Source organism: Photobacterium sp. SP02 (genome assembly GCF_038519165.1).
Taxonomy (GTDB): domain Bacteria; phylum Pseudomonadota; class Gammaproteobacteria; order Enterobacterales; family Vibrionaceae; genus Photobacterium; species Photobacterium halotolerans.
The window spans coordinates 1-23,419 of the sequence record NZ_JASJOJ010000042.1 but is presented as its reverse complement, the minus strand read 5'-3'; the positions used below and the strand labels follow the sequence as shown (position 1 = coordinate 23,419).

At 47.3% G+C, this 23,419-nt stretch carries 27 protein-coding genes; 18 read left to right on the top strand and 9 right to left on the bottom strand.

What is annotated here, in order from left to right:
• The first annotated feature begins 163 nt into the window (after positions 1–163).
• Entirely contained in the window at positions 164–706 is a 543-nt protein-coding gene (locus P0Y67_RS16175) for a cytochrome b (RefSeq protein ID WP_342392702.1), read from the top strand.
• Positions 703–1,272, top strand: a complete 570-nt coding sequence (locus P0Y67_RS16170; protein WP_342392701.1) for a YceI family protein — start codon at positions 703–705, stop codon at positions 1,270–1,272. The genes P0Y67_RS16175 and P0Y67_RS16170 overlap by 4 nt, the downstream gene beginning before the upstream one ends.
• A 71-nt stretch (positions 1,273–1,343) precedes the next feature.
• On the opposite strand, the gene trpS is transcribed toward P0Y67_RS16170, so the two are convergent.
• Positions 1,344–2,342: a tryptophan--tRNA ligase gene (gene trpS / locus P0Y67_RS16165; RefSeq protein ID WP_342392700.1), complete on the bottom strand. Its 999-nt coding sequence runs from the start codon at positions 2,340–2,342 to the stop codon at positions 1,344–1,346.
• A 350-nt stretch (positions 2,343–2,692) separates the two neighbouring features.
• Positions 2,693–2,869 (bottom strand): hypothetical protein, encoded by a 177-nt coding sequence (locus P0Y67_RS16160; RefSeq protein ID WP_169449967.1) that lies wholly within the window; start codon positions 2,867–2,869, stop codon positions 2,693–2,695.
• Positions 2,870–3,172: 303 nt separating this feature from the next.
• On the opposite strand from P0Y67_RS16160, the gene P0Y67_RS16155 reads away from it, so the two are divergent.
• The 3 genes from P0Y67_RS16155 (at position 3,173) to yjjG (ending at position 5,280) form a co-directional block, all read left to right on the top strand.
• Positions 3,173–4,078 carry a chemotaxis protein gene (locus tag P0Y67_RS16155; protein ID WP_342392699.1) on the top strand — a complete coding sequence of 302 codons (906 nt, stop codon included), beginning with the start codon at positions 3,173–3,175 and terminating at the stop codon, positions 4,076–4,078.
• Positions 4,079–4,195: 117 nt separating this feature from the next.
• The gene (locus P0Y67_RS16150; protein WP_342392698.1) at positions 4,196–4,501 is read left to right on the top strand and encodes a hypothetical protein; all 306 of its coding nucleotides are present in this window, start codon (positions 4,196–4,198) and stop codon (positions 4,499–4,501) included.
• A gap of 104 nt (positions 4,502–4,605) precedes the next feature.
• Positions 4,606–5,280 carry a pyrimidine 5'-nucleotidase gene (gene yjjG, locus P0Y67_RS16145; protein WP_342392697.1) on the top strand — a complete coding sequence of 225 codons (675 nt, stop codon included), beginning with the start codon at positions 4,606–4,608 and terminating at the stop codon, positions 5,278–5,280.
• A gap of 139 nt (positions 5,281–5,419) precedes the next feature.
• Here yjjG and P0Y67_RS16140 read toward each other — a convergent pair whose 3' ends face one another.
• Together P0Y67_RS16140 and hdfR are read right to left on the bottom strand one after the other, a co-directional pair.
• Positions 5,420–5,584 (bottom strand): hypothetical protein, encoded by a 165-nt coding sequence (locus P0Y67_RS16140; protein WP_162836569.1) that lies wholly within the window; start codon positions 5,582–5,584, stop codon positions 5,420–5,422.
• 276 nt (positions 5,585–5,860) lie between these two features.
• Positions 5,861–6,721, bottom strand: a complete 861-nt coding sequence (hdfR, locus tag P0Y67_RS16135) for an HTH-type transcriptional regulator HdfR (protein ID WP_237794993.1) — start codon at positions 6,719–6,721, stop codon at positions 5,861–5,863.
• A 161-nt stretch (positions 6,722–6,882) separates the two neighbouring features.
• Between hdfR and maoP the strand changes: the two genes are divergently transcribed.
• The 3 genes from maoP to P0Y67_RS16120 all read left to right on the top strand — a co-directional run bounded on the left by maoP (position 6,883) and on the right by P0Y67_RS16120 (position 10,363).
• Entirely contained in the window at positions 6,883–7,251 is a 369-nt protein-coding gene (maoP, locus tag P0Y67_RS16130; RefSeq protein ID WP_342392696.1) for a DUF413 domain-containing protein, read from the top strand.
• Positions 7,252–7,362: 111 nt separating this feature from the next.
• A complete protein-coding gene (gshB, locus tag P0Y67_RS16125; protein WP_120512984.1) occupies positions 7,363–8,391 on the top strand; it encodes a glutathione synthase in 1,029 nt (342 codons plus the stop codon).
• Entirely contained in the window at positions 8,375–10,363 is a 1,989-nt protein-coding gene (locus tag P0Y67_RS16120) for a flavohemoglobin expression-modulating QEGLA motif protein (protein ID WP_342392695.1), read from the top strand. The genes gshB and P0Y67_RS16120 overlap by 17 nt, the downstream gene beginning before the upstream one ends.
• A 70-nt stretch (positions 10,364–10,433) precedes the next feature.
• Here P0Y67_RS16120 and P0Y67_RS16115 read toward each other — a convergent pair whose 3' ends face one another.
• Together P0Y67_RS16115 and P0Y67_RS16110 are read right to left on the bottom strand one after the other, a co-directional pair.
• Positions 10,434–10,952, bottom strand: coding sequence for an aminoacyl-tRNA deacylase (locus P0Y67_RS16115; protein ID WP_192016892.1), 519 nt, complete (start codon positions 10,950–10,952; stop codon positions 10,434–10,436).
• A 129-nt stretch (positions 10,953–11,081) separates the two neighbouring features.
• A complete protein-coding gene (locus tag P0Y67_RS16110) occupies positions 11,082–11,579 on the bottom strand; it encodes an NlpC/P60 family protein (protein ID WP_342392714.1) in 498 nt (165 codons plus the stop codon).
• Between the two features lie 381 nt (positions 11,580–11,960).
• Between P0Y67_RS16110 and P0Y67_RS16105 the strand changes: the two genes are divergently transcribed.
• The gene (locus tag P0Y67_RS16105) at positions 11,961–12,716 is read left to right on the top strand and encodes a 1-acylglycerol-3-phosphate O-acyltransferase (RefSeq protein WP_342392694.1); all 756 of its coding nucleotides are present in this window, start codon (positions 11,961–11,963) and stop codon (positions 12,714–12,716) included.
• On the opposite strand, the gene P0Y67_RS16100 is transcribed toward P0Y67_RS16105, so the two are convergent.
• The 3 genes from P0Y67_RS16100 to P0Y67_RS16090 form a co-directional block, all read right to left on the bottom strand.
• A complete protein-coding gene (locus P0Y67_RS16100) occupies positions 12,713–13,582 on the bottom strand; it encodes an alpha/beta fold hydrolase (RefSeq protein WP_342392693.1) in 870 nt (289 codons plus the stop codon). The genes P0Y67_RS16105 and P0Y67_RS16100 overlap by 4 nt on opposite strands.
• Positions 13,583–13,635: 53 nt before the next feature.
• Positions 13,636–14,241: a TetR/AcrR family transcriptional regulator gene (locus P0Y67_RS16095; RefSeq protein ID WP_342392692.1), complete on the bottom strand. Its 606-nt coding sequence runs from the start codon at positions 14,239–14,241 to the stop codon at positions 13,636–13,638.
• A gap of 94 nt (positions 14,242–14,335) precedes the next feature.
• Entirely contained in the window at positions 14,336–14,554 is a 219-nt protein-coding gene (locus P0Y67_RS16090; RefSeq protein WP_342392691.1) for a hypothetical protein, read from the bottom strand.
• Between the two features lie 401 nt (positions 14,555–14,955).
• Between P0Y67_RS16090 and P0Y67_RS16085 the strand changes: the two genes are divergently transcribed.
• From P0Y67_RS16085 to ovoA, 9 genes are all read left to right on the top strand, one after another.
• Complete coding sequence (locus tag P0Y67_RS16085) at positions 14,956–16,497, top strand: methyl-accepting chemotaxis protein (protein WP_342392713.1); 1,542 nt, start codon at positions 14,956–14,958, stop codon at positions 16,495–16,497.
• 225 nt (positions 16,498–16,722) lie between these two features.
• Positions 16,723–17,022: a DUF406 family protein gene (locus P0Y67_RS16080; RefSeq protein WP_342392690.1), complete on the top strand. Its 300-nt coding sequence runs from the start codon at positions 16,723–16,725 to the stop codon at positions 17,020–17,022.
• 135 nt (positions 17,023–17,157) lie between these two features.
• Positions 17,158–18,030, top strand: coding sequence for an NAD(P)-dependent oxidoreductase (locus P0Y67_RS16075; protein WP_342392689.1), 873 nt, complete (start codon positions 17,158–17,160; stop codon positions 18,028–18,030).
• 165 nt (positions 18,031–18,195) lie between these two features.
• Entirely contained in the window at positions 18,196–18,759 is a 564-nt protein-coding gene (locus P0Y67_RS16070) for a hypothetical protein (RefSeq protein ID WP_342392688.1), read from the top strand.
• Between the two features lie 909 nt (positions 18,760–19,668).
• On the top strand, positions 19,669–20,112 hold the full coding sequence (locus tag P0Y67_RS16065; RefSeq protein WP_342392687.1) for an SRPBCC family protein: 444 nt from the start codon (positions 19,669–19,671) through the stop codon (positions 20,110–20,112).
• Positions 20,100–20,924: a sterol desaturase family protein gene (locus P0Y67_RS16060; protein WP_342392686.1), complete on the top strand. Its 825-nt coding sequence runs from the start codon at positions 20,100–20,102 to the stop codon at positions 20,922–20,924. Before P0Y67_RS16065 ends, P0Y67_RS16060 begins: the two co-directional genes overlap by 13 nt.
• A 97-nt stretch (positions 20,925–21,021) precedes the next feature.
• Positions 21,022–21,564: a GNAT family N-acetyltransferase gene (locus tag P0Y67_RS16055; RefSeq protein ID WP_342392685.1), complete on the top strand. Its 543-nt coding sequence runs from the start codon at positions 21,022–21,024 to the stop codon at positions 21,562–21,564.
• Positions 21,565–21,928: 364 nt separating this feature from the next.
• Positions 21,929–22,240 (top strand): hypothetical protein, encoded by a 312-nt coding sequence (locus tag P0Y67_RS16050; RefSeq protein ID WP_192016882.1) that lies wholly within the window; start codon positions 21,929–21,931, stop codon positions 22,238–22,240.
• A gap of 168 nt (positions 22,241–22,408) precedes the next feature.
• On the top strand, positions 22,409–23,419 hold a 1,011-nt coding region (gene ovoA / locus P0Y67_RS16045), incomplete at its 3' end, for a 5-histidylcysteine sulfoxide synthase (protein WP_342392684.1).

Genomic DNA, 23,419 nt, shown 5'->3' with positions numbered 1-23,419 from the left:
ATTTTTGCTATTCAGCCCTTAAAAACAGAGGGCTGAAATATCTTCTTACTCTTTTTCGACCTTGTTCAATTTCTTTGACCAGGTTGTTCAAGTTAATACACTGATTTTTGAAATATTTACCACTAGAATAGGTAGGTAGTTTTTAATCAGGGTACCCAAGTACATGAAAAAAGCAGTCAATCATTATGATTGGGTTTCAGTAACCCTGCACTGGGCAAGTGCTGTTGTCATCATTGGGCTATTTGCTGTCGGCCTGTGGATGGTAGATCTCAATTACTACTCATCCTGGTACACGGTTGCTCCTCACTGGCATAAGTCAGTAGGTTTAACACTGGCCGCTGTAACCCTGTTCCGACTGCTATGGAAAACAGTGAAGCAACAACCGGCTATTGAAGGAGCCGCTTGGGAAAAAGCGCTCGCCAAGCTGGCACACCTGATCATTTATGTTCTGTTGTTCGGTTTATTTGTCAGTGGTTATCTTATTTCAACGTCGGACGGACGCGGCATAGAGGTATTTGACTGGCTAACCGTTCCTTCAATGGGCGAACTCTTTCCGGATCAATCCGATGTGGCAGGCGAAATTCACGAGTACCTCGCCTACGCCTTAATCGGATTAGCTACCCTGCATGCGGTAGCTGCATTGAAACACCACTTTGTTAATAAAGATAATACCTTAAAGAAAATGTTGGGAGTTAAGGAAAAATGAAGAAGCATCTTACCGCGTTGAGCCTGGCTGCGGCCCTTGTTTTACCTGGCATTGCGAATGCCGCCGATTATGCCATTGATAACAAAGGCGCTCACGCCTCAGTTAACCTGAAAATCAGCCACCTCGGCTACAGCTGGATCAAAGCACGTTTCAATACCTTTGATGGTACTTTCAGCTATGACCCTGAAAACATTGCCGCGTCAAAAGTGGCTGTGAACATTGACACCACCAGCTTTGATTCCAATCATGCGGATCGTGATAAGCACGTTCGCAGCGAAGATTTCCTGGAAGTGAGCAAATATCCAAAAGCCACCTTTACCAGTACCAAAGTAACTGACAAAGGTAACGGTAAACTGGCCATCGATGGCAACCTGACGCTGCACGGCCAGACGAAACCTATCACCATTGATGCTGAATTTGTCGGCGCAGGTAAAGATCCATGGGGCGGTTACCGCGCTGGTTTCATGGGCACAACCCGTGTTGAGCTGGCTGACTTTGGTATCCAGGTTATGGGTACTTCCAGCTACGCAGACATGGAACTGCATGTGGAAGGGGTTCGTCTGTAATCCAGACGTCACTCTTGCTTCAAAAATCCGGCTTTTATTGCCGGATTTTTTATTTCTGCATTCTGTTTTCTTCAGAACAAGGTGATCCCTAGCGCACGTTTCACATCATGCAACACCTCGTGGCTGACCGTATTGGCTTTCTCCGTCCCTTTTCTCAGCACATCAATCAGCATGGTTTTGTCTGACAGTAACCGTTCTCTCTCCTGCCTGATCGGCGCCAGCAGCGTTTGTAAGCACTCTTCCAGGATCTGTTTTGTTTTACCGTCACCCAATCCGCCCTGACGGTAGTGCTGCTTCAGTGCTTGTACATAAGCGGTATCCGGATGGAATGCGTCCAGATAGGTAAACACCACATTGCCTTCGATTTGTCCGGGATCCTCAACCCTTAAGTGGTTCGGGTCGGTATACATGGCTTTCACCGCCGCACGTATCTCCTTTGTACTTGCGCCGAGCGTGATGGCCGTCCCCTGGGATTTAGACATCTTCGCTTTCCCGTCCAGCCCCGGCAATCTGGGGACGTTACTGATCAAAGGGCTGCATTCCTCCAAAATCCGCTGCTCTGCAATATGATTAAAGCGACGAACAATCTCATTCGTCTGTTCAATCATAGGTAATTGATCGTCACCAACCGGAACGAGGCCAGCGCGAAATGCTGTAATATCAGCAGCCTGGCTGATTGGATAGGTCAGAAAACCAGCCGGGATTGCCCTGCCAAATCCTCTTGCATGGATTTCATTTTTTACCGTCGGATTACGCTCCAGGCGCGCAATGGAGACCAGATTGGCATAATACATGGCGAGCTCAGGCAGAGCCGGTAACGAAGACTGAAGACAGATAGTGGTCTTATCCGGCTCAATACCCACGGCCAGGTAATCAGCCACTACATTCAAAATGTTTTCTGCCACTTTTCCCGGATTATGGCCGTTATCGGTTAACGCCTGTAAGTCAGCGACCAGTATGGTCTGTTGATGGGAATGCTGAAGCGTGATCCGTTGCTGAAGAGAGCCGGCAAAGTGCCCTAAATGTAAGGGGCCGGTTGGTCTGTCGCCAGTAAGGATTTGTTCTTTCATCTGTTTTCCTCAGTGTAGTAAACGCCAGTGGCCACTAAGGAAACATGCATTCAAAAGAAATCTAGTGCGTTCATCAGCAGCCAAATGACGGCAAATGAACGTAAAAATTCAGTGCCGTTCTAAAAAGAACGCCACCAACGAATGGAGAGAATAAGAGTTAAGCTGATTATTTTCATACCCAAGACACTAACTGCATATCAGGTTGCTTGCAATCATATTCAGTCAGTTTCGCTGAACTTAGTTTGAAATTAAACTGACAGCCGCAATCCTGCTGACAAGACTGCTGTCACTTCTGATTTTCTGACACATCAATTAAAAAGCCAGAGCGAACCGCTCTGGCTGACAATCCGTTAGCTGGCAGGATACTCGCTTTCTTTTCTCTGGCGAGAACGCTTAATTGTCCAGTGCTCATTTGGATCGTAATTTTCATCACAAAGGTCGATAGAGAACCCCATATCGACAATTTCTTTCAATGTCAGGTTATCCGCCAGATGAGCGATATCACCAGATCTATTACGTAATTCCATAACCGTACCTATCTCTGTAACCTACTTGATAACCCGTCCCTGATGTGTACCTTTCCCTGAAGCTCTCATTGTGACTTTAACTATAGCTTCAATAGAAGCATTCCGCGGCTTTCAAGCCAGACACGCTCAGCGACACAGCCAGACGGTAAAAGCTGGATCGGCCTCTAATTTCCTGTACTAAGAATAAAATCAATATGATGAATTCCTTTTGCCTGACGCTCAGGCTACTATAATCGGAATACATTTCTTGTCTTCCTCTGTGCAGACATGAGGCAATCCGACGAGTGGATAAGGGAAGCTGCAATGCTCAAAACCGCAACGAATCAATCTCAGGGGATGCTGCTGTTCAGGCTGAATTCCCGGCAACTATTTGCAATAGGCACATTGAAAGTCAAAGAAATCGTGCCCTTTACGCCATTGACAGCTATTCCGCAGTCCCACCCTACAGTGTTAGGCGCAGCCAGCCTGCGTGGCGATACACTGCCTGTCATCGACATGGCCAAAGCTATCGGTTACCCGGCACTAACTCAGGAAGAACTAAAGAAATGCTACATCATTATTACTGATTGCCGACGCAAGCTGGTCGGTTTTCTGGTGCGAGGCATAGATAAAATCACTGAATGTAACTGGCATAACATCGATGCACCACCGCCATCCCTGGGCAGAAATATCTTTGTCACCGGCGTCACCAATATCGAGAATCAGCTCGTACAACTGCTTGATATTGAACTGTTACTTTCTAAAGTCTTTCCTGACTCACCTGAAAGCCTGCACCCGGTATTAACGGATGTTCAGCGAGAAACGCTCAGACCACTGAAAATCCTTCTGGTGGATGATTCGGCTGTTGCACGACGTCAGCTCTGTCAGGCAATGGACAGCGTCAGCATCCCCTATCACATCGCAACCACGGGTACAGATGCACTGAGAATGCTGAATCAGGCTGCCGATGCAGGCCAGCCATTTGAAATTCTGGTCAGCGACATTGAAATGCCTGGCTTAGATGGCTACGAATTAGCCTTTGAAGTACAAAATAATTCAAAGCTTACTGGGACTTACATCATTCTTCATACCTCACTGTCCAGTGAGATAAGTGTCTCTCAGGCGCATCAGGTCGGTGCCCATGAAGCGCTGACTAAATTTGAAGCCAATGAGTTAATCCATGCCATGCTTCGTGGTGCGCACCAGCACCAGGAAAGCAATGTTGGCTGAAGTTCAAAAAAATTACACCGTTTAGTCCGAACTAACAAAAAACTGACATTCACTGCGGCAGCTATGGCACAGTTGCCGCAACCAGTTTTCTCCAGCTATCAGTAACGGATTAACACCATGTTCAAGCGCATTGTATTCAGTGCCATTATTCTAACCGCCTCCACCACCGCTTTCGCCAATCCAGAACTGCTCTCTCCCGATGAAGCAAACCTCGGGCATTTTCAGCTCATTGAAACCATTGAGATAAAAGGCGATATCGACGACAGCATAGCCCAGCTTATCGATAAATCACTTGAGAATAAAAATGGGCAATACTATGCCATCGATACCATCAAAGAAGACATCAAACAAGAAACGCTGACCCTGGTCATCAAGCTCTATAATGAGCCTGCAGGTATGATGAAAGACCAGCTGGCAGCGTAAACTTCCGGTCAACAATGTGTTTCCACTGGTTTTCCCAATTCCTTTTGTTGGTGAAGCGGTAAAAGAGTAGTATGTGTGCCTCTGCAACTTCAAAGGCTTAATGTATGAAATACCAGTGGATTCTGTTTGACGCCGACGAAACGCTTTTTCACTTTGACGCTTATCGTGGCCTTAAGCTGATGTTTTCACGCTTTGAGGTCGATTTCACGCCAGAGCATTTCTCCGAGTATCAGCGTGTCAATCAGCCTCTTTGGGTTGATTACCAAAACGGTGATATAGACGCACAGCAGCTCAAGCATCAGCGTTTTGAATTCTGGGCGCAGCAACTTGGCGTGACAACCGCAACCTTGAACAGCGCATTTCTCGAAGCAATGGCAGACACCTGCTCTCTGTTACCGGGTGCCGCCTCTCTGCTTGAACGCCTCAATCCTCACGTAAAAATGGGCATCATCACCAACGGTTTTACTGAGCTGCAGGACATTCGCCTGCAGAGAACCGGCGTGGATCACTATTTTTCATCGCTGATTATTTCGGAAAAAGTGGGCGCCGCCAAACCGTCCCCTGTGATCTTTGACTATGCCATTAATGCGATTGGCAATCCTGCTCCGAGCACAGTATTGATGGTGGGAGACAACCCGCATTCAGATATTCTGGGCGGCATGAAGGCCGGAATGGATACTTGCTGGCTCAATCACCACGATGCACAAGCACCTGAGGGAATCCGGCCAAGCTATACAGTGCGCCATTTGGATGAGCTGACTAATCTGCTATTCAATTAAATGAAGTGACTGCAGATAACGGCGGGCAATAAGCAGTGCAAGGGTTGTTGCCTGTCTGATATAACAAAGCGCACCGATAAGTGCGCTTTTCATGTCTGGCTACCCAAACTGGGGGGCTATGTAGTCAAAAAAGCAGTAATTATTCGTAGTCGAAATCGATGTACTCACCGCTGTCCTGACGCTGACGCGTTGATCGGCGTTTTTTCTTCCGCGCCTGCTGATTGTAATCTAAAAAGTCATCGTTAAAGTCACTCTTAAATTTGGACTTAGACCCTTTGCGGAACTTCTCATCTAACTTTGCCATGCTTGTTTCCTGACACACAACCAGATAAAAACATTGAGTATATTAGGTTGCCATTACTGGCAAACCATCACCACTAAGCATAGGGTAACGATTCAGAAATACGCAAATGCTTAGTGTTACAGTCAGGCGGTCAGTTCTATCGCTGTACATAGCCAAAACAGTGATTAAGTGTACTGAACTGACCCCTTCAGCAGCGAGACTAATGCAAAGCCTGAATCCCTGTACAACAAGATATTTTAATCAAGACAATAAAAGATTCTGCTCGATGAAATGCGCCTAGACACGCTCACTTATTTCACTGAACGCGACATCCAGCAAGCCGTTCAGCAATTCAACTTTTTCATTATCATCACGCCAGACTAAGTACAAAGACTGCTCCATCACAGGGGCGTTATTAACCAAATGCAGTTCACCTGACTCAACACTGTGAGCAATAACCGGTGAAGGCAAATAGCCTACTCCGCCATTGTTCAATAAGTGTTCTAATGCCATCTTACTGGAATGTGTGTGTAAGATAGGTGTCTTCTGCAGTTCATTAATCCGGCTGTGATCAACGGCAAACCGCGTCCCCCAGTCCAAATAGATCAAAGGAAAATCTTTGATGTCTGACATACCGCAGTCGGGCTGATGACAAACCAGTTGCAGCTGATAATCCCTGACTTTATTCACCATCAGATCGTCAATCTTTGGCGGTTCACTGGTGATAACCACATCCACGCTTTTATTCAGTATTTGCTTTGCCTGAGCCTGACGGGGAACGGTTTCCAGGCGCAGCGCCAATTCTGGAATCGCACCATAAATGCGGCTGATCCAGTCTGACAGGCCATCAAACTCCCACACCAGGGCGGATGCGCCCAGCGTGATCTGATTGTTACGTGAGTCTGACAATGCCACATCCTGACGCGCCCTGCTCCATGTCTGCAAGATGGCTTCTGCATACGGCTGGAGACGTTCACCCGCCGCAGTCAGGTGAACATTGCCGCGTTGACGTGAAAATAAAGCATTACCTAACTGGGATTCCAGCTGGCGTATCCGGAAACTGACCGCAGACTGAGTCAGATATAAGTTATCGGCAGCACGGCCAAAGTGACGTGTTTTCGTCACTTCTAGAAATGTTCTGAGTAGTTCGGTGTCCACAAGTAAACCTACATAATGAAGAGTGGGACTCTGGGCATATATCCCCTTAGCGATAGTACACTGCCCCTCCCCCCATTATCATCAAAAAGTTTTATCGTTACGACGAAAAACCTTTGATTTACAACTCGACAAACCTGAAAGAATATCTGCGAAAATCTCACATGGCAGGTGATCAGATGAGAAATGTAGGTAAATTTTACGACGATAAAAATTTCCCGCGCGGCTTTAACCGCTCCGGTGTCTTCACTGTGGGTGAAGCCAGCATTTTGGAAAGTTATGGCAAAACCATGCGTGGCATCCACGAAGGTTTACTCCAGCCTGAAACACCGGAAGAAGAGCAGTTTTTTGCTGAAATAACAGGACAACAGGAAATCTCTTCAGACTTTGCTAAGTGCTGGGTTAAGTACCTGAAACAAACTTCTACAAAAATACGTAGCTACACCTTGTGTAACTCACCTCGCAAATCATCAGCAAGCAGCTTTGACGATGATAGCGATGATGGCGGTAGCGATGACGACATGGATTTTTAATTAATCCGTCATTTATCGCCATAGCAACATGCTTTACCGAGCCATTCGCAACCCGCGCATGGCTCTTTTCTTTTTTGCCTGATAAACCGGGCAATAAACTGGTTAATTGAAATGAAAATTTGCTTCGTTATGTACCCATGGAGCAGAGTAGAGCCTGAAACAGATTCTACCCTGCGTTTGATCCATGAAGTTGCCAGCCGCGGCCATACTGTCGCTCTGACTACCCCCAGTAACCTGACTATGCGTGACAGCATGGCCATTGCTTTTTGTCGGGTACTTAAAAAGTCGACAGTGTCTAACAATGTGCCGAGCTTTTACCGTAAAGCGGAGTTCCGCAAAGCAGAACTGCCGCTGGCTGGATTCGACGCCATCATCATGCGTGCAAACCCGCCGCTGGATACCATGGCGCTTAACTTCCTGGATTCAGTACGTGACGATACTTTCATTTTCAATGACATCGACGGCCTGCGTGTTGCTAACAACAAGCTCTATACCGCATCTTTGCCGGATCCTAACCGCGAGTTCATTCCCGTCACCCACGTGTCGAAAAACCGTGAATATCTTGAGCGCGTACTGGAAGAGAACCCCAATGACCGCATGATCATGAAGCCGCTGAACGGTTACGGTGGTAAAGGCGTCATTCTGGTTGAAAAAAGCGCCAAATCCAGCGTGCGCTCATTGCTGGACTTTTATATCGGCGATGATCACAACTATGTGATTTTGCAGGATTACATCGAAGGCGCAGAAAAAGGCGATGTGCGTATCATGATGCTGAACGGTGAGCCGATTGGCGCGATGAAGCGTGTACCGGCCAAAGATGACGTTCGCTCAAACATTCACGCTGGTGGTCAGGAAGTCAAGCACGCCCTGACAAAACAGGAATTGCGTTTGTGCCGCCATATCGGCCCGAAACTGGTGCGTGACGGCCTTTACTTTGTGGGGCTGGATGTCATCAATGGCAAATTGGTTGAAGTCAATGTACTGAGTCCTGGTGGGATTACGCGTATCAACCGTCTGAACCGCACCAAGCTTCAGCGTGAGGTGATTGATTTCGTCGAGAGTGTTGTCAAAGCCAAAGACATCAGCATCGCTCGCAAAAATAAATTCCGTCAGGTTATCGAAGATGCGTCAACTAACTGAGCATGATGTGCTGTCCTTCATCCAGCAGCACATTCCTTTTGAAGGACAGCTGGCTGACGGGAGTGTCACCATTCGCATTACCGAGTACCAGCCGATTGTAGCAACAGCCATTCATAACGGCAGTCGGCTGCGCCCTGAACTGGTGGCTAAATGCCACCTTTCAGAAACGGAAAGGTATTATGAGGAAGATCCTTACACGGGTGATTTCATCACTTCCCTGCCGATTGTGCTGCAAGGTGAAGACTCACGATATGAGTACGATCTTAACCGCAGCCCGGAAACCTGCATCTATCAGCAGGCCTGGGGAAAAGATGTATGGCATGCCAAACTGACCGAGTCAGACAAGCAGGTTTCACTGGCAAAGCATGCCTGTTATTACCGCATTTTTCGTGCACTGATCACGTCTCTTGAGCGCAAGTTCGGCTACTGTGTAATATATGACATGCACTCATATAATCACGAGCGCATATCGCAGCCATGTCCGACATTTAATTTGGGTACGGCGCAGATTGATCGCAAAGCCTGGCAGGCCGAAATTAAGAATCTCCTGACCAGACTCGGGCAAATCCAACTGCCGAATCAGGCGGTCACTGCTGGTGAAAACCTTGTTTTTCAGGGTATGGGATATCAGGCGACTTTTGTCCGCGATAATTTCTCCCGCACCCTGATCTTACCGATTGAGATCAAGAAGGTGTATATGAATGAAACCGGTGGTGAAAGTTATCCGTTAGTCATTGAACAGCTGAAAACTGAGTTGAAAGACACCCTGACCGGCCATGCTGCTTTTGTCATGCAAAACCGTACACAGCAACCTGCCCGTCGACGTCAGAACGCCCATGTGCTGGATTCAAAACTGCCAAAGGAAGTTGTTCTGCTGGACCGCCAGCTGTACAAATTTGCCCGTGGTCTGAATACGCTCAGTTACATTAACCCGATCAACCTAAAACAGGAAAAGCGCCGGTTTTTACATAACCGCGATGTATATCATCCACAGTTTACCTACCGTCAGCTGGATCTGGATCCCTATAAGTTTCGCGAGCAATTATACCGGCTGCCGGTTGAAGACATTCGTGATGCGGGTATTCAGTCGATGTACCGCAAAGTCATCGATCAGCTGGCCGTTCGTATTGACCTGCTGACCAGTCTGGGCCGTGAGGAGTTTTTGTACAACTCTCTGCGCTATTATGGCCGGCCGGATGAAAGCGATATCGCTAACGCCAACTTCATTTTGCATGCCAGAGAATATGCAGAGCCTGAAAACGCGACCATCAGTGCAGAAGAAGCTGTCATTGCGTTCAATGAAGCCGCCGACGATTATGGCTTCAGCTGTAAAATTCAGGGCACGACCAAGCTGATCGCACGCGCTATGGTGAGTGGCCGTACCGTGAAAATCAACCTGAACAGCCGGTTCACTCCCTCAGATCTGTTTGCGCTGATTCATCACGAAATGGGCGTACATATGGTGACCAGCGTCAACGCTGAAGCTCAGCCACTCAAAGTATTGCAGCTCGGTTTACCGGGCAATACCCATACCCAAGAAGGCCTGGCGATTTTGTGTGAGCACCTGTCGGGCAATTTCCCGTTACACAGGCTGAAAACGCTGGCGTTGCGTGTGGTTGCAGTTGATATGATGGTAAATAAACGCAGCTTTAATGAAACTTTCAATACGCTGAAGTTTGATTACGGCCTGTCCAATGACACTGCGTTTACCATTACAACCCGTGCGTACCGTGGCGGTGGTTTTACCAAAGACTATCTGTACCTCCGTGGTTTGAAAGATGCGCTGAGATTACACAAGGAAACGGACCTGACCTCGCTGTTCATTGGTAAAACAGGCTTTGAGTTTAAGCCATTGCTTGATGAGCTGATTGAACGGGACATTTTACAGCCGCCTCAGTACCTGCCAAAAGCCCTCAACATGAAGACGGACACCGATCCCATCATTAACTTCATGCTGAACTGCATCAACTAACCGGCGCATAAAAAGATGCGCTTCCGTTACAGGTAAGCGCATCTTTACTTGCAGGCTTTCATTCCGGTATTTATTCCCACTCCCAATGACGGCCGTCATGCTCCTGGGTAAACAACATCCGATAGCCTGAGATGTTTCTGTGTGGCACATCTCGCATCACTTTATGGAACTGCTTGTTATCAAGGTGGATCAGGTTTTCATGATCACCGGATTCGATATACAGCTCATCCTGTTCAAGCAGCAAATCATCCACCAGCATATTGACTTTATATGCCTGTCCCAATGAAGGGATCGCACCGGGTTCGCAATCCTGAAAGATCTGGGTTAATTCATGCTCACCCACCAAAAAGAACTGCTTGCCCATTATGCGATTAATTTTATCAATCATGACCCGACGGTTAGACGGCACAACGGCCATCAGATAATCGCCCTGCTGATCCTTAAGCAAAACGGCTTTCGCCACTTGGGAAGTCGGAACATGTGCAGAGACCGCCGAACTGAATGATGTATCGGTATGCCTGTGGTGCGTCAGACTGAAATCCACATTATGGCTGTTGAGGAATTGCCCAACTGTCATAGCCATCGCCATAAATCACCTCCTGGAAATCCAGCGCTCGGGGCTTAACGCCCTACAGCCAAAGTATGAAAGGGGTACGGCAATTTTGCGAACTTCACCCCCATAAATTTCATGGGTAATTGTAAAGGAAGGCGAACAAACTTACTGGATACGACGAATCTGCCAAAATGCCCGTTGCCAGTACGGGGTGTCCAGGCTGGATACCACGACTCCCTGCGATGTTGAAGCATGCAGAAACTCATTATTCCCCATATAGATGCCGACATGGCGCATACGCCGACCTGTCCTGAAAAACACCAGATCCCCTTTTTTTGCCATAGTACGGGGAACAGCCTTACCCAACTGCGACTGCTCTGCGGTAGTGCGAGGCAGCATCTGACGATAAACCTCAGAATAGGTCAGCTGAACAAATGCGGAGCAGTCGATTCCCCGCCTGGAGCTTCCCCCTAAACGGTAAGGCGTGCCTTTCCAGCTTTGGTATACATCAAGAAACGTGGGGGTCGGTGGTTTGATTGCAATGGAAACTGGGGGCTGGGGAGGCTGATTAACCGCGGCATGGATCTCCCGGGTTTCCGCAGGCACTTGTGTTGTGGTACTGCAGCCTGCAAGCACGCTAAGAACAGCCATAGTTGCGATCATCAATATCAGGCGTTGCTGGCGATAACCCACACTCCTTCTTGTTCCTGCCATATCAACCTCTGCGCAAAAAAATACCACAAAGAAGTGATTATGCATGAAGCCACAGCCTGATGCACTGTCTGACGCGCTGCCTGGTTAATCTTAAAGCAACCCTCAGCGACGCCCAATCAGTCAGTTCATCATTCATTTCATCGCATGGATATCCAGATCTGAAAGCAGCCTGAATCTCGGCATCCGCGAGTTCACTTTTTATATATTACTTTTCAACTGGTTAACCTCTTAAATTTGTGACCTGTTGCATATCAGGAGCTCAGTCACTTTTGCTAAATTTCCCTGCTGAATTAATCTAAGAATGTAGTTAGTGTTTTTTAAGGAGTTGTTGTGCTCGCTGTCATTCGCCTGTTACTGGCTGCCCTTTTTATTGTTTTCACCTGTTTGTTTGCTCTGGTGTACTGTCTTTTCAGTCCCAGAGATCCAAAGCATGTCTATTTCTTCAGCCGCTGGTTCAAGATACTGAGAAAAATAGTCAATGTGCACATCATCGAAAGGGGGCAAGAGCGAGTCAAAGGGGTTGGCCGCGCCGTTTATATCTCTAATCACCAGAACGTTTTCGACTTTGTTACCTCGCCCGGCATGGTCCGGCCGCGAACCGTCTCAATCGGTAAAAAAAGCCTGCTGTGGATTCCCTTCTTCGGCCCTTTGTACTGGATCACCGGCAATATACTGATAGACAGAGAAAATAAAGCCAAAGCCCGCGATACCATCAAACAAGTCGCCGATACCATTCACGAACGCAACCTGTCGGTATGGATGTATCCCGAAGGCACCAGAAGCAAAGGGCGTGGGTTGCTGCCTTTTAAAACCGGTGCATTCAGAATGGCCATTGAGGCCGGTGTGCCAATCGTGCCTATGGTTGTCAGCAGTACCCATAACAAAATTGATCTGAATCTGCGGGATAACGGCACTGTGATTGCTGAGTACCTCGACCCGATTGATACGTCCGAAATGACTATGCAGGATGCCCGGGAATTAGCGGAGCGCTGTCGTGAAATGATGCTGAATCACATAGCAAAACTGGATGCGGAAGTGGCAACACTCAACACCCAGTCTACGGCAGTGGTGGCAAAAACAGGCTAATGGGTTTCTGTCGCCAGATTCTTGCTCAAATCGTCAAATGCCCTTAGCAATGGCTCACTTTTGAGAATGCGGTTATGCCCCAGACCACTGGTCTCGATCAGACTGACCCGTGGCAGGGCATTCGCTTTCCGCGACTGTTCAAATAACGCAAAACGATCACCGTTATCGTGAACAATCACTACGTGCCCCTGATGGCCAGCCAGCCGTTGGTGACTATCCACACTATCAATCGGATACTGATACTGCTGTTCAACGTCGCGAATCACATCCTGAAACAAACGCAGTGAGAAACCCGATCCCTCAACAACACGGTACAAGTTATCTCTGTAGTTCAGAATCGGAGCGACCAGCAGCATAGGCACGCCCGCAAGTTTCGCGTGCTTGCTCTCAAGCATCATGGTGCAGCCCATGCTGTGCGCAACAATGCCGGCAAGCTCATCAACTTCTTGCTCCAGTACGGCTTCCAGCCCTTTGACAAAGCCGGGCAAATGTCCGTGCTGACCATCGCTCGCACCATGAGCAGGATTATCGAATGCCAGCGCGGTAAAGCCTGAAGCCGCAATACGTTCCATCAGGGTATAAAACTGACTGGCCGACCCGGACCAGCCATGCCCCAACAGCCATGTGGGGCCGTTCCCGAGGGAATAGGTCATTATTTTACCTTCGGACGTCTCAATCGCTTTTTTTTGTAAGCCCTCAGGCGCCTGAGCTTTGACAGAAAACCTTTCCGGCGTTAACAACAAGTTCCGCGCGGTTTTGCGGGCATGAGAAGGGGCAATACGGTGATAGGCACGGGTTGCCACGTTGATTGCACGGCGTCTGACATTCACGCCTCCCTTAGTATTGAAATATATTTTGCTACTCATGATTTGACCTGTATAAAAAAGTACGTACGTGCTTTTTTTGAAATTAAAAAAAATTAGTATTGTTCGCTGTCTGATCGCCAACTGGCAAGAATAAGGTCCACATCCGTCCAGAATCGCGGATTACCATCAGCTTCCAGACCTAAGGAATGAAAGAGCTGACTACTGAGGTAAGCACCATAGAGCCGGAATACGGATTGCCAGGTATCTAAATCCGTACGGAACTCCCCGCCGGCCTTCCCCTGCTCAACCTGGCGGCACAAATAGTCCATCCACCGACGGGTAATCATGTCCAGTTCCTGCTGAACTGGATCATCGCTGCAGCGGCCTTCTTTCCAGGCATCGATAAACATGCAACTGCCCTGAAAGGAATGGTTCCAGGCTAGCCAGTTCTGCAGTAATAACCTGATTTTTTCTTCGACTGACTCCCAGCCTGCAAGCCGTGCCGGCTGGATAACATGCTGAGCAAAGTACTCGCCCGCAAACTGCAAAACAGCGACCTGTAAATTCTCTTTCGAATTAAAATGTGCAAACAGCCCGCTTTTTGACATACCTGATGCCTTAGCCAACTGCCCGACAGTCAGGCTGTCCAAGCCATCACGACTGGCCAGATCAAATGCCGTTCTCAGTATGTGTTCCCGGGTAACCCGCCCTTTGCTCATTGCACTTCCTTTCGTTAGATTGTCGCGATTAAAGCACGATCGTTCTTTTTCACGCAAGAAAAGTCAGGTCCAACCAGAGTGCTTTTAACAGCCTTTAACGCTCTGAAAAATGAAACAGGCTGTCAACTTTAATAGGACAGTCACCAGCTTCATGAACAGCATCCTGCGCCTGCTTCAGCGAGTCATAACTGCAGGGTATACCGTACACATCAGTCAGAGGATAGTCATTCCCAGCTTCATCTTTAAAGTTCACACTCCAACCCGTACTGAGAAAATCGTGGACTAATCGCGCCTCCACCAATGTGTGCTTCATTAACATTTCCCGACATTCAGACAGAACCATAATCAAACCCTCTCAACGTCTTAAAGAGAACAGCTCTTTTTTGAACAAGTGGGTATCCTTGCACCACCAGCCAAGATTCTTATCACTATAAATATAGTTAATTCTGAGTAAAGGTAACCTCTGACGTATCCAGCCAGCGCCAATCACTGCGGGGGTTATTAACGCCTGTTTCTGGCTGTACAGAACAAGATGATGATTAAAGACTGCATTCAGCTGCTTATTGTTAATATTGTTATCCATTAATTTTTGTGCGGTTATAGCGTATTTCACTATCCGAGTATTGATAAAGCCAATGCATCTATGCTCTTATTCGCAGATAAAAAATCTTAATAAAACAAGGGTTATACGTGTCCGCTATATCCATTCACACCATGAAGGACGGTGAAGTCACCTTCCCAGCAGGCGAACAACTCGTTTCAGCCACTGATCTCAAAGGCAATATCATCTATTGCAACCCCTGCTTCTGTCAGGTTGCTGGTTATACCGAGGACGAATTACTGGGTAAACCGCATAACGTTATCCGCCATGCCGATATGCCCAAAGCGGCATTTGGCGATATGTGGATGCACTTGAAAAAAGGTAACGCCTGGCGGGGTATCGTCAAGAACAAGACCAAGAATGGCGGTTATTACTGGGTCGATGCTTACGTCACGCCTATCTACGAACACAGTAAAATCGTGGGTTACCAATCGGTACGGGTAAAACCCACCCCCGACATGATCAAAACCGCCAGCCAGGCTTACAAAACATTACGCCAGAGTGAAGGCAAAACCAGTGTGTCGCTTTCGCTACCGGTTTCTTTGCGTTACGGCTTATTGGCTGCCGCTATCCTGCTGCCGGTTATTTATGGCCTGATACAGGGCGGATTGTCGTTCACCGCACTTCTGCCGCTGCTCCCGCTTCTTGTGCTGCTGCTTTTCTTCCGTCAGGAACTGTTTCAGACTCCGCAACAGTTAAATGATCTTAAACAAAGCTATGACAGTATCAGCCGGCTGATTTTTTCCGGCGACAGTGCTTTTTCTGTGGCGGATTATCACCTCAAAATGGCCTCAGCAAGAATTCGTACCGTTTTAGGCCGGATGAAAGATGCAGCCCACCCTCTTCAGGAGCTTGCTGAAGAGCTGAGTGAAACAGCCACCCGTGTCAATCAGGCGATCCGGCATCAGAACGACAATATCCGCAATGTTGCCAATGCCCTGGATGACATGACTGACTCAGCACAAACGGTCAACCAGCATGCCGATCAATCGGAGCAGTTGTTACTGAGCACTCAAAATTACAGTGATCAAACCCGAGTACAGTTAGATCACACTCAGCAAAATCTGCAAACGCTGTCTGCACAAGCAGAGCAGGCAACGGCTACGACACTGCAATTAAGTAACGAAGCGGCGAAAGTCAGCTCTGTGATGGATGAAATTCGCGGCATTGCCGATCAGACGAACCTGCTGGCCTTAAATGCTGCTATTGAAGCTGCTCGTGCCGGCGAGCATGGTCGTGGTTTTGCTGTGGTTGCCGATGAAGTGCGGGCTTTGTCATCACGCACTCAGACAGCAACAGAGCAGATCCAAAACAGTATTGAGCACATGTTGAATACAATTAACGAATGGCGCTCTGTGATTGAATGCAACCGTGATCAGACCAATCAGTGTGTTTCAACAGCCGCTGAAGGCTCTGAAAGCCTGAAAACCATGGAAGCCAACATGACCGAAATGAGTCAGTTGATCCGTAAAATGGCCCAGGCGGCAGAAGGCCAGGTTCAGCTGACTGACCATACCCGCCAGCACATTCACTCGATTGCTGCAGCATCAGAGCAGAACTTTAAAGAGTTGCTGCTGGTCGAAGAATCGAGCGCCGGACTCAGGGCGAAAGTCGACGACTTTGAAGCACTGGCCGAACGCTTCGAGGAAAGATAACCGCTTTATCTGACTGGTCTGGCTGTCAGGCCAGTCAGATACCCTACTCCGCCGACATTGATCCCCTCTGTACATCGCCACCATTGCCACCATTGCCACCTGGCTTTTAAGTGTTTGTTGCGCTTACCTTGATCTGTAACAAGCTATAACCACTGACTCCGATGGCGCATTCGGCTGTCCGGAGATACACTCATTCACGGTATCTTTTTTAGTAAAGGAAACACTATGGCTGATTTACAACATACTGAAGAGCCTTGTGAAGCGTGTGGTGTCGCGGCTGAAATTGGCTTTCTCATCCGCGAAGGAGACGATGTTTCAACGCTTACATTTAACGGTTCGGGCAAAGACGTGATAGAGACAGAGTTTGCGCCTTTTCTGACATTAGCGAAAAGCGTTAATAACAATGTGCAATATCAGACCAGCTACAGTGACGACGAAACTGCAATGACAGCCAGCCTGCAGTTTGAATGCAGTGCTGAAAAACTGATTTTCGATCTCAAGTCCCGCTCACTGGCTCCGCGATAATTCTGCTGTAAAAGGCCATATCGGGTAAAAATTCCGGCTCGATATGGCTATTTGCTGCCATTCCCCTCGATCCTCTGTGATATGATTCCCGCCAGATAACTATGCCAAGATAACAACGCAATAGGATGCGCAGTAATGACCAACAAAACTATCGCTTTCATCGGATTAGGCACTATGGGTTTCCCTATGGCCGGGCACTTAGCCACTGCGGGATTTAAGGTCGTGGTATACAACCGCACGACTGCCACCGCAGAGAGATGGCTGAACACTTATCCGGGTAAGCTTGCGCTGACGCCGGCAGAGGCCGCACAAGAGGCCGATGTTGTCCTGACCTGCGTCGGCAATGATAACGATATCCGTGAAGTCTACTGTGGAGAACAGGGGATCCTGTCGACCATCCGTCCGGGCACCTTACTGGTTGATCACACAACAGCCTCTGCTGATGTTGCCCGTGAAATGGCTGAAGCGGCAAACACGGCATCTGCCACATTCATCGATGCGCCCGTCTCTGGTGGTGAAGCAGGCGCTGTAAATGGCTGCCTGACCATAATGGTCGGTGGCAGCGAAGAAGCGTTTCAGGCAGCCCAGCCCCTTTTCAACACTTATGCGAAAGCCTCTACCCTGATGGGTGATGTCGGATTTGGTCAAATCACCAAAATGGCGAACCAAATCTGCATTACCGGTATTCTTCAGGGGTTATCTGAAGCTATTACCCTTGCTAAAGCAGCGGGATTAGATATTGAGAAAATGACTAATGTGCTTAAGCATGGCGCGGCGGGTTCATGGCAAATGGAAAACCGCGCTGTCACCATGGCGGAAGATAAATTTGATTTCGGTTTTGCCATCGACTGGATGCGAAAAGATCTTGCTATCTGTTTCGATGCCGCCGATAAACTGTCTGTCCCACTTCCCCTCGCACGTCAGGTCGATGCTGAATACGAGAAACTTCAGGACAGAGGTTTCAACCGCGCAGATACGTCGGTATTAATCAAGCAATTTGATAAATAACAATACCCGGATTCAAATATGCGTTGATAGTAATGTCAGCGCATTTTTTTATTCTGAACGTTTGGTGACACTACTCCCATTTCATCAGCTAATGCTGTCTTTTCTTCTGGTACTGATTACAATTCGTCAGGAATAGAATGATTACATGCATGTGTCGTGATAAGTATGTTGAAGCAACGCCAGCCATTTTTCCTGTTAGCGGTTCTGAGCTTTTTCCTGATATTCAGTCAGGGCGTTGCCGCTAATCAATTCATTTCAGACATAAAGTTGCTTAATTACACCGATAGCTACGGTAATGTGTCGCTGCGACATTCACGGAGCATTACCCTGCCCAACCCTCTTCATGTGAAAGGTAACCTGAACCTCGAAAATAGTGATATTAATTATTTACCTGGTGTTGTTCGTGTTGATGGCAATCTCAATCTGGCCTACAGCAACATTGTCTCATTGCCCAAAAAACTGGAAGTGGCGGGGTATCTCAATCTGGCCCACACCCGAATTACCAGGCTGAGTCCGTATCTTAAGATACCAGGGGATTTAAGCTTGATTGGCATGCCAATTACACAATTACCGCCCTATCTGTCTGTTGGAGGCGATCTCTATCTGGCACATACCAAAATTACTGAGCTTCCTCCCAATATCACAGTAAAAGGTGATATTTATTTAGGAGGTATTCAATTGAAATCCATTCCGGAAAAACTACGCGTGGGCGGAAAGATCTATCAATAGAGCATTGATGATGATAATCATCCGTTCCGCACTGAAATAATTTTTTCACCGGATAAAAACATTTAAGCCAGAAACACAGTATGAGTGTCTCTGGCTAACTTCACTTTACTTTTTTACATTACCAATCGGATTTTTATCTTTTTCGTCGTTTTCGCACCAGGTGCGTTCATTTACTTTTCAGTTTCGACTTAGAAGACTGTGATTGATAATAGAACCATTGTCTACGGCTTTTATTTGTCATAATTCACCTCTCGATAAAACATAGATAACAAGCCAAGTATTACTAAAAACCTTTGCTACCTAATTCGTTTAACTTTACTCAAAGACTCATTACAGATGAATGACACTTAAGTATCGTTAACGTTACTATCTCCAATGACGAATGCTGATCGGCATAATCAACAAAACTGTTGTGTCCTTTATGCTCAGATTCTGGAGAATAATAAACATGAAGCGAGATGGATTGTTACTGAATGTTCTGATCCGACACTGAACTTTTGACGTTTGGGGAACGTTAACCTTAGATTCAGTTACCTCACTCGAGGTTCGGTTTTCCAACGCTTTTTCAGAGTTATCACCATCTAGTCCACATCAACAAAAATCAATATAAGAGTCTCTGGCACATTTTTCAATAGCATTTTTGACCTTTTTTGTGAGTTTATGCTCACATTTTTCTCATACGTTACACATCAGAGTTACAAAGTGTCGTGAATCAAGCCCTTAACAAATAACTACAATTTCACAACATCCAATCGTGTGATTTTGCACCATACTTGAGCAGTGTTCTGAGCGATTCCGACTGGAATTGCTCAGAACACATTGAAAAATAAGCTTTCTATCAATATTTTCCCATTTGACAGATACTCATTCACTGTTAACATAATGTTACTAAATTAACAGGGGCGTATCATGCCAGCGCACACAATCACAATAGAACAATCTGCCCAGGCACCGAGAAAAGTCTTGTTTGAGTTATTAACAGATCATCAGAACCTGGGGCGCTTTTTTGATGGTTCTTACCATCTGATCAGAAGCGGTAAACCAAAACCGAATGGCATTGGCGCCATACGCAGAGTCTCCGCCGGCCCCTTTACCTTTGATGAAAAAATCATAGATTACAAAGAAAATGAACATCTGCACTATCGCATCATCAGCGGCGGCCCTGTTGTTGAGCATGGCGGATGGATTCAGGTGCACAGCCTGAACGCTGATACAAGTAACATTCAGTACCGCATCAGCTTTTCACCCAAAATTAAAGGCACTGGCTGGCTGATCAAACTCATACTGGAGAAAAGCATCCGAAAAGCACTGGCAAATCTTGCCCAACATGGTGAAAGCAAATGGAAGTGCTGATATTACTGGCCATCAGCCCGCTGTTCTTTATCTCGATGCTATGGGAGTACAGGCGTTTACGGCGGGAGGACAGCCCAGACTACAACTGGAAAGAGCTGGCGTGCAACCTCACCCTGGCAGGTCTTCACCAAGGTGCCGATCTCATTGCAACATTATTGCTTATGCCTTTTTTCCTCTGGCTTTATCAGTATCGCCTGTTCGATATCCAGATGTCTCTGGCCACCGTTGCGCTGGCATTTCTGCTGCAAGATTTCTGCTATTACTGGTTTCACCGGGCATCGCACCATATCAACTGGTTGTGGGCGTCACACATCGTCCATCATTCATCTCAGCACATGAACTTCACCACAGCCTTCCGACAAAGCCTGACTTATCCTGTGTCGGGGATGTGGATCTTTTGGCTGCCGTTAATTTTAATTGGATATCCACCAGCCACCGTCGTTCTGGTTGTCTCTGTGAATCTTGGTTTCCAGTTTTTTGTGCATACCAGAGTGATCAAACGATTAGGGTGGCTGGAATGCATCTTCAATACCCCGTCTCACCACCGTGTGCATCATGCCCGTAACCCTGAATATATAGACAAGAACTTTGCTGGGGTACTTATTATCTGGGATAAACTCTTTGGCACTTTCGTACCTGAAAACGACAGTACCATCATACGCTACGGGGTTCGTGAAGACGTCACCGGCTGGCGGCCGCTTCAGGCAACCTTCCATCACTGGCAGCACATTTTCAGTCGTGCACTGGCTCCCAACCAATCATTGAAATCGCGTTTATACTGCCTGTTCGGCCCTCCGACTCACACCCGATGATCGGATAACCGGCATTTGTTTGATCCAGGTAAAGTAAACGGCAATGAAACAGAGTTAATATAGCCTCTCTTTCAATGATCAGGCTGGAGAGGTTCAGGTGAGACAACCAACTTTAACGACGGAACGTTTGTTGCTGCGTCCGTTACAGCTTGCCGATGCCCCCCTGATTCAAAAACTGGCAGGAGAGCCTGAAATTGCTCTGGGTACCACGAATGTGCCCTACCCGTATGATTCTGGCATGGCCGGACAGTGGATCGGCCGATCATTAGCCGGCTGGGACAATGGCACGCTGGCCATCTTCGCGATAGCGTTAAAGGACACAGAGCAATTAATCGGCTGCATAGGCTTGCACAATATCAAGCAGCACAGTGCGCAGTTAGGGTTCTGGTTAGGCGTTCCATTCTGGGGTCAGGGCTATTGCACAGAAGCTGCCCGCCGATTAGTCGATTTTGGTTTTTTTGATCTGAAGCTCAGCAGAATATTTGGTCAGCACAGACGCCTCGATCCCAAACCGGGAAAAGTCCTCGAACGCGCCGGGCTTTCCTTTGTCCGCGTCAAGCCTGACGCCACACGAGTCAACAGAATCACCGAAGATCTCTCCTATTACGAGGCCACTCATCCCAGCCTCATTGAGATTTAAGCACTCACCTTTAATGGCAAATTTCTACCATAAAGCAAAAACTCACCACAGAATAATTCACCGCACTAACAGCCTGTAATGAAATTATCACCCGTAAAATACATTGGTTACTATAATAATGGTGACGGTTAAGTAACGATTAAGTTATGAATCACTATATTCATAAGGGTAATAAGTGGGGCAGGCATACTATCCAATCAGAAAACAGGAAGTTGTAACCTAAATGGGGTTTACTTATCACAGGAGTGAAATTTTTTGGAAACAGGTAGGTCTAAAAATGAGAGCCCTGTAACTATTGATACCCCTAAGATACTTAGGCACAACCTAATCGATGGCTTTGCCACTGATAGATGAGGTGAATATTATGACTAGCTTTAAAGTACTCACTGCAACCGCTGTACTGCTAATGTCGACGTCAGCTCTTGCTGATATTCGTGTGACGGATGCGAATAACGGTGCTTGGGTCACTGTGACCGAAAATGGTCAACCTGCTGCCAACGCATCTGTATCTGTTGCTAACGTACCTCAACAACGTAAAACGTACACCACCGATGAACGTGGTCGTGTATTCATCCCACTGCAGCTGAACTCTTCTCGCTCAGTGAAATTCCAGGCCACTACTGAAAACGGCCAGAAATCATCTCGTTATGCATTTACTGGTTCACGTAAAAACTAAGTACAGTCGCTAAGAAGAAGGCTCCCGAACGGGAGCCTTCTGGTTTTTGTCGTGCAAAAAACAGAGGCTTGAACTTGATCTTATCTCACTGCAACATAAGAGAGACACTTTGAATATAAAATCAAACACAATAAATAAGAAATCACTGTTACAGGAGAGTAAACAGTCATGGTTGATTTTTCGACAGCAGCGACGAGAAGCGTATTACTGACAGGCTCATCAGAACACAAAAAACGACAAGAATTAAAAACAGCCTTTAATGAAACCTGGGCGCTTTACGAATCCCTTTTTTCCCTGATTAACAACCACTCAGCCTATTTCAAAAAAGCCGAACCCCTCCGGCATCCGCTGATTTTTTATTACGGCCACACAGCGGTCTTTTATATCAATAAGTTAAAGCTCGGCAAATACATAGAAAACAGGATTGACCCTCACTTTGAGTCCATGTTTGCTATAGGTGTTGATGAAATGTCGTGGGACGATCTGAATGACACCCACTACGACTGGCCAAGCGTTGATGAGGTGAAAGCCTATCGCCGGCAGGTAAAAGATGCGGTCAACCAGGTGATTGATGACATGCCCCTGACTCTGCCCATTACCGACAAAGATCCTGCGTGGGTAATTCTGATGGGTATAGAGCATGAACGCATCCACCTTGAAACCTCTTCGGTGATTATGCGCCAGCTCCCTGTTGCTGACCTGACACCATCTTCTGCCTGGGAGGCCTGCCATGAAGCAGGACCTGCGCCTTCTAATCCACTGATCGCTATGGCTGGCCGTTCGATCTCGCTGGGCAAATCCGAAGATGCCGATACTTATGGCTGGGACAATGAATACGGTGTCCAGCAATATAAAGTGCATGATTTCAAAACCAGTAAATACCTGGTATCGAACCAGGAGTATCTGGATTTTGTAAAGGACGGCGGGTATCAGCAAAAAAGATACTGGACGGACGAAGGCCTGGCCTGGCTGGCCTACACAAAAGCCACCATGCCCAGATTCTGGCTTGAGCGCGACGGCACATTGTTACAGCGTAACCTGACACAGGAAATCCCGCTGCCACTGAACTGGCCGGTAGAAGTGAATCAACTTGAAGCCAAAGCATTCTGTAACTGGAAAGCCGACAAAAATCAGCAATCCATTCGGCTGCCCACCGTAGCCGAATGGTACATTCGCAGT

What these genes read in the sequence shown, in the direction of transcription:
- P0Y67_RS16175 (WP_342392702.1), top strand. Translation starts at nt 164, where the DNA reads ATGAAAAAAGCAGTCAATCATTATGATTGGGTTTCAGTAACCCTGCAC.
- P0Y67_RS16170 (WP_342392701.1), top strand. Translation starts at nt 703, where the DNA reads ATGAAGAAGCATCTTACCGCGTTGAGCCTGGCTGCGGCCCTTGTTTTA.
- trpS (WP_342392700.1), bottom strand. Translation starts at nt 2,342, where the DNA reads ATGAAAGAACAAATCCTTACTGGCGACAGACCAACCGGCCCCTTACAT.
- P0Y67_RS16160 (WP_169449967.1), bottom strand. Translation starts at nt 2,869, where the DNA reads ATGGAATTACGTAATAGATCTGGTGATATCGCTCATCTGGCGGATAAC.
- P0Y67_RS16155 (WP_342392699.1), top strand. Translation starts at nt 3,173, where the DNA reads ATGCTCAAAACCGCAACGAATCAATCTCAGGGGATGCTGCTGTTCAGG.
- P0Y67_RS16150 (WP_342392698.1), top strand. Translation starts at nt 4,196, where the DNA reads ATGTTCAAGCGCATTGTATTCAGTGCCATTATTCTAACCGCCTCCACC.
- yjjG (WP_342392697.1), top strand. Translation starts at nt 4,606, where the DNA reads ATGAAATACCAGTGGATTCTGTTTGACGCCGACGAAACGCTTTTTCAC.
- P0Y67_RS16140 (WP_162836569.1), bottom strand. Translation starts at nt 5,584, where the DNA reads ATGGCAAAGTTAGATGAGAAGTTCCGCAAAGGGTCTAAGTCCAAATTT.
- maoP (WP_342392696.1), top strand. Translation starts at nt 6,883, where the DNA reads ATGGCAGGTGATCAGATGAGAAATGTAGGTAAATTTTACGACGATAAA.
- gshB (WP_120512984.1), top strand. Translation starts at nt 7,363, where the DNA reads ATGAAAATTTGCTTCGTTATGTACCCATGGAGCAGAGTAGAGCCTGAA.
- P0Y67_RS16120 (WP_342392695.1), top strand. Translation starts at nt 8,375, where the DNA reads ATGCGTCAACTAACTGAGCATGATGTGCTGTCCTTCATCCAGCAGCAC.
- P0Y67_RS16115 (WP_192016892.1), bottom strand. Translation starts at nt 10,952, where the DNA reads ATGGCGATGGCTATGACAGTTGGGCAATTCCTCAACAGCCATAATGTG.
- P0Y67_RS16110 (WP_342392714.1), bottom strand. Translation starts at nt 11,579, where the DNA reads ATGATCGCAACTATGGCTGTTCTTAGCGTGCTTGCAGGCTGCAGTACC.
- P0Y67_RS16100 (WP_342392693.1), bottom strand. Translation starts at nt 13,582, where the DNA reads ATGAGTAGCAAAATATATTTCAATACTAAGGGAGGCGTGAATGTCAGA.
- P0Y67_RS16095 (WP_342392692.1), bottom strand. Translation starts at nt 14,241, where the DNA reads ATGAGCAAAGGGCGGGTTACCCGGGAACACATACTGAGAACGGCATTT.
- P0Y67_RS16090 (WP_342392691.1), bottom strand. Translation starts at nt 14,554, where the DNA reads ATGAAGCACACATTGGTGGAGGCGCGATTAGTCCACGATTTTCTCAGT.
- P0Y67_RS16085 (WP_342392713.1), top strand. Translation starts at nt 14,956, where the DNA reads ATGAAGGACGGTGAAGTCACCTTCCCAGCAGGCGAACAACTCGTTTCA.
- P0Y67_RS16080 (WP_342392690.1), top strand. Translation starts at nt 16,723, where the DNA reads ATGGCTGATTTACAACATACTGAAGAGCCTTGTGAAGCGTGTGGTGTC.
- P0Y67_RS16075 (WP_342392689.1), top strand. Translation starts at nt 17,158, where the DNA reads ATGACCAACAAAACTATCGCTTTCATCGGATTAGGCACTATGGGTTTC.
- P0Y67_RS16070 (WP_342392688.1), top strand. Translation starts at nt 18,196, where the DNA reads ATGTTGAAGCAACGCCAGCCATTTTTCCTGTTAGCGGTTCTGAGCTTT.
- P0Y67_RS16065 (WP_342392687.1), top strand. Translation starts at nt 19,669, where the DNA reads ATGCCAGCGCACACAATCACAATAGAACAATCTGCCCAGGCACCGAGA.
- P0Y67_RS16060 (WP_342392686.1), top strand. Translation starts at nt 20,100, where the DNA reads ATGGAAGTGCTGATATTACTGGCCATCAGCCCGCTGTTCTTTATCTCG.
- P0Y67_RS16050 (WP_192016882.1), top strand. Translation starts at nt 21,929, where the DNA reads ATGACTAGCTTTAAAGTACTCACTGCAACCGCTGTACTGCTAATGTCG.